General features: G+C 54.2%; 3 rRNA genes. All 3 read left to right on the top strand.

Annotated features, from left to right (window positions below):
• The first annotated feature begins 97 nt into the window (after positions 1 to 97).
• The 3 genes from ACLHIL_RS08910 (at position 98) to rrf (ending at position 5,112) form a co-directional block, all read left to right on the top strand.
• Positions 98 to 1,621 (top strand): 16S ribosomal RNA (locus ACLHIL_RS08910).
• Positions 1,622 to 1,822: 201 nt separating this feature from the next.
• Positions 1,823 to 4,904, top strand: a 23S ribosomal RNA gene (locus ACLHIL_RS08905).
• 91 nt (positions 4,905 to 4,995) lie between these two features.
• Positions 4,996 to 5,112 (top strand): 5S ribosomal RNA (gene rrf, locus ACLHIL_RS08900).
• The 16S, 23S and 5S rRNA genes sit together here, the layout of an rRNA operon.
• Positions 5,113 to 5,190 lie beyond the last annotated feature (78 nt).

The following is a 5,190-nucleotide window of genomic DNA, read 5'->3' as shown; positions in this document are numbered from 1 at the left end:
TTTTGTTTTCTGGTTGGTGCTGGATGTTTTGTTTGGTGCTGGCTGGGTTTTTGTGCCAGATGTTTCTGGTTTTTTGAGCTGGTTTGCTCTCTGGTTTTTTGTGGAGAGTTTGATCCTGGCTCAGGACGAACGCTGGCGGCGTGCTTAACACATGCAAGTCGAACGGTTAAAGCCTCTTTCGGGGGGTGTATAGCGTGGCGAACGGGTGAGTAATACGTGAGTAACCTGCCCTTGACTTTGGGATAGGCCTGGGAAACTGGGTGTAATACTGGATATTCTGCTTCTGTCGCATGGCGGGGGTTGGAAAGTTTTTTCGGTTAGGGATGGGCTCACGGCCTATCAGCTTGTTGGTGGGGTGATGGCCTACCAAGGCTTCGACGGGTAGCCGGCCTGAGAGGGTGACCGGCCACATTGGGACTGAGATACGGCCCAGACTCCTACGGGAGGCAGCAGTGGGGAATATTGCACAATGGACGCAAGTCTGATGCAGCGACGCCGCGTGGGGGATGAAGGCTTTCGGGTTGTAAACTCCTTTCAGCACAGAAGAAGCGTAAGTGACGGTATGTGCAGAAGAAGCGCCGGCTAACTACGTGCCAGCAGCCGCGGTAATACGTAGGGCGCGAGCGTTGTCCGGAATTATTGGGCGTAAAGAGCTCGTAGGCGGTTTGTTGCGCCTGCTGTGAAAGACCGGGGCTTAACTCCGGGGTTGCAGTGGGTACGGGCAGACTAGAGTGTGGTAGGGGTAACTGGAATTCCTGGTGTAGCGGTGAAATGCGCAGATATCAGGAGGAACACCGATGGCGAAGGCAGGTTACTGGGCCATTACTGACGCTGAGGAGCGAAAGCGTGGGTAGCGAACAGGATTAGATACCCTGGTAGTCCACGCCGTAAACGTTGGGCACTAGGTGTGGGGCCTTTTCCACGGGTTCTGCGCCGCAGCTAACGCATTAAGTGCCCCGCCTGGGGAGTACGGTCGCAAGGCTAAAACTCAAAGGAATTGACGGGGGCCCGCACAAGCGGCGGAGCATGCGGATTAATTCGAGGCAACGCGAAGAACCTTACCAAGGCTTGACATACACTGGAACACTGCAGAGATGTGGTGGCCTTCGGGCTGGTGTACAGGTGGTGCATGGTTGTCGTCAGCTCGTGTCGTGAGATGTTGGGTTAAGTCCCGCAACGAGCGCAACCCTTGTCTCGTGTTGCCAGCACTTCGGGTGGGGACTCACGAGAGACTGCCGGGGTTAACTCGGAGGAAGGTGGGGATGACGTCAAATCATCATGCCCCTTATGTCTTGGGCTTCACGCATGCTACAATGGCCAGTACAGAGGGTTGCGATGTTGTAAGGCGGAGCGAATCCCTTAAAGCTGGTCTCAGTTCGGATTGGGGTCTGCAACTCGACCCTATGAAGTCGGAGTCGCTAGTAATCGCAGATCAGCAACGCTGCGGTGAATACGTTCTCGGGCCTTGTACACACCGCCCGTCACGTCACGAAAGTTGGCAACACCCGAAGCCCGTGGCCTAACCCTTTTTGGGCGGGAGCGGTCGAAGGTGGGACTAGCGATTGGGACGAAGTCGTAACAAGGTAGCCGTACCGGAAGGTGCGGCTGGATCACCTCCTTTCTAAGGAGCCCCTGTTGTGGTGCGTGCTGTTGTGGTGCGTGCTGTTTGTTTGGGGTGTTTGTGGAGCGTAAGAAACTGGCATGCTGTTGGGGTGTGGGGTAACACCTGGGTCTGCGATTGTTCTGCGTGGTTTGCGTGGGGTGGTTGTGGTGTCTGTGTGGTGGTTGATAATTGTATAGTGGATGCGAGCATCTTTGGTTTTTGTAAGTGTTTAAGGGCGTTCGGTGGATGCCTTGGTACACGAAGCCGATGAAGGACGTTGTAGCCTGCGATATTCCTCGGGGAGTTGGCATACGAGCTGTGATCCGAGGGTTTCCGAATGGGGGAACCTGGCTAGAGTTGTTTCTAGTTACTGCCATCTGAATGTATAGGGTGGTGGGGGTGACGCGGGGAAGTGAAACATCTTAGTACCCGCAGGAAAAGATATTCTGTGAGTAGTGGCGAGCGAAAGCGGATGAGGCTAAACCGGGTGTGTGTGATAGTCGTCGGGCGTTGCATATCCGGGGTTGTGGGATGCTGTGTGGTCATGCCGATGTGTGGCCGTGGAGTGATAAAACTGTTGTATAGGTGAATCAGTTGGGAAGCTGGACCGTAGAGGGTGATAGTCCCGTAGGTGAAATGCGGCAGTCTTCATAGTGGTTATCCCGAGTAGCACGGGGCTCGTGAAATCTCGTGTGAATCTGCCCAGACCACTGGGTAAGCCTAAATACTTCGTGTGACCGATAGTGTATTAGTACCGTGAGGGAATGGTGAAAAGTACCCCGGGAGGGGAGTGAAATAGTACCTGAAACCGGACGCTTACAATCCGTCAGAGCCTTCTTGGTGGGGGTGATGGCGTGCCTTTTGAAGAATGAGCCTGCGAGTTAGGATGTGTAGCGAGATTAACCCGTGTGGGGTAGTCGTAGTGAAAGCGAGTCTGAATAGGGCGTTTGAGTTGCATGTTCTAGACCCGAAGCGAGGTGATCTACCCATGGGCAGGGTGAAGCACGTGTAAGAGCGTGTGGAGGCCCGAACCCACTTCAGTTGAAAATGGAGGGGATGACCTGTGGGTAGGGGTGAAAGGCCAATCAAACTTCGTGATAGCTGGTTCTCCCCGAAATGCATTTAGGTGCAGCGTTGCGTGTGCTTGCTGGTGGTAGAGCGACTGGATGGTTGATGGCCCTTATCCGGGTACTGAGATCAGCCAAACTCCGAATGCCGGTTAAGTTGAGCGTGGCAGTGAGACTGCGGGGGATAAGCTTCGTAGTCGAGAGGGAAACAGCCCAGATCATCGGTTAAGGCCCCTAAGGGTGTGCTAAGTGGGAAAGGATGTGGAGTTGCTGTGACAACCAGGAGGTTGGCTTAGAAGCAGCCATCCTTGAAAGAGTGCGTAATAGCTCACTGGTCAAGTGATTCCGCGCCGACAATGTAGCGGGGCTAAGTACACCGCCGAAACCGTGGCAATAGTTTTTACTGTTGGGTAGGGGAGCGTCGTGTTTGGGATGAAGCTGCCTGGTGATGGGTGGTGGACTGGACGCGAGTGAGAATGCAGGCATGAGTAGCGAATGACGGGTGAGAATCCCGTCCGCCGTTTGACCAAGGGTTCCAGGGCCAGGTTGTTCCGCCCTGGGTTAGTCGGGTCCTAAGGCGAGGCCGACAGGCGTAGTCGATGGGCAACCAGTTGTTATTCTGGTACCGGCGAAAAACCGTCCATGTTGAAGCGAGGGATACTAACCATCCCGGCACGTCTACTTCCTTTCGGGGTTGTGGGTTGTGTTCGGCGTGGGACCTGATCTTGTTGTAGGCAAGCGTGTTAACAGGGGTGACGCACAGTGGTAGCTTCCGCGTGGCTAATGGCTTGCCACGTTTAACAGCGCAGCTTGTTTCCTAGGTAAATCCGGGAAGCGTGTGAGTGAGGCTGGATGATGACCCATTTTGTTGGGGAAGTAGAGTGATCCTGTGGTGCCAAGAAAAGCCTCGACGTTAGGTTTTAGCCGCCCGTACCCTAAACCGACACAGGTGGTCAAGTAGAGTATACTAAGGCGTTCGAGTGAATCGTGGTTAAGGAACTCGGCAAAATGCCCCCGTAACTTCGGGAGAAGGGGGGCCTGATCCTTGAAGCACCTTGCGTGCTAGGGGTGATGGCCGCAGAAACCAGGGAGAAGCGACTGTTTATCAAAAACACAGGTCCGTGCGAACACGTAAGTGGATGTATACGGACTGACGCCTGCCCGGTGCTGGAAGGTTAAGAGGATTGGTCAGCCCTCCTTGTGGGGGTGAAGCTAAGAATTTAAGCCCCAGTAAACGGCGGTGGTAACTATAACCATCCTAAGGTAGCGAAATTCCTTGTCGGGTAAGTTCCGACCTGCACGAATGGCGTAACGACTTCTCCACTGTCTCAACCGCGAACTCGGTGAAATTGCATTACGAGTAAAGATGCTCGTTACGCGCAGCAGGACGGAAAGACCCCGGGACCTTTACTATAGCTTGGTATTGGTGTTTGGTACGGTTTGTGTAGGATAGGTGGGAGACTGTGAAGCCTTCACGCTAGTGGGGGTGGAGTCATTGTTGAAATACCACTCTGATCGTGCTGGATGTCTAACCTTGGACCATGATCTGGTTCAGGGACAGTGCCTGGTGGGTAGTTTAACTGGGGCGGTTGCCTCCTAAAAGGTAACGGAGGCGCTCAAAGGTTCCCTCAGCCTGGTTGGCAATCAGGTGTTGAGTGTAAGTGTATAAGGGAGCTTGACTGTGAGACTGACAAGTCGAGCAGGTACGAAAGTAGGAACTAGTGATCCGGCGGTGGCTTGTGGAAGCGCCGTCGCTCAACGGATAAAAGGTACCCCGGGGATAACAGGCTGATCCTGCCCAAGAGTTCATATCGACGGCATGGTTTGGCACCTCGATGTCGGCTCGTCGCATCCTGGGGCTGGAGTAGGTCCCAAGGGTTGGGCTGTTCGCCCATTAAAGCGGTACGCGAGCTGGGTTCAGAACGTCGTGAGACAGTTCGGTCCCTATCCGCTGCGCGCGTTCGAAACGTGAGAAGGGCTGTCCCTAGTACGAGAGGACCGGGACGGACGAACCTCTGGTGTGCCAGTTGTACCGCCAGGTGCATGGCTGGTTGGCTACGTTCGGAAGGGATAACCGCTGAAAGCATCTAAGTGGGAAGCCTGCTTCAAGATAACGTTTCACTGCTCTCTTAAGGAGTGAGAGGCCCCCTAAAGAACATGGGGTGATAGGCCAGATGTGTAAGCATGGTAACATGTTCAGCTGACTGGTACTAATCGGCCGATAACTTACAACAACAACATGTCAACACCCTGGTGTTGACACAACAAACTCGCATCTACTATACGATTATGGGCCACCACCACGAAAAGGAACCCCAAAGTTTTGACGGTGGCTATAGCGGTAGGGAAACGCCCGGCCCCATTCCGAACCCGGAAGCTAAGCCTACCAGCGCCGATGGTACTGCACCCGCGAGGGTGTGGGAGAGTAGGACACCGCCGTCACACAACCACATAACAACACATAGGCGCGAAGAGAAAAAACACTTCTCTCCGCGCCTAACACACACCCAAAAACACACA

It is taken from the genome of Trueperella sp. LYQ143 (assembly GCF_046599595.1).
Taxonomy (GTDB): domain Bacteria; phylum Actinomycetota; class Actinomycetes; order Actinomycetales; family Actinomycetaceae; genus Trueperella.
The sequence above is the reverse complement of the archived record's forward strand: the minus strand, read 5'-3'. Positions and strand labels throughout refer to the sequence as shown.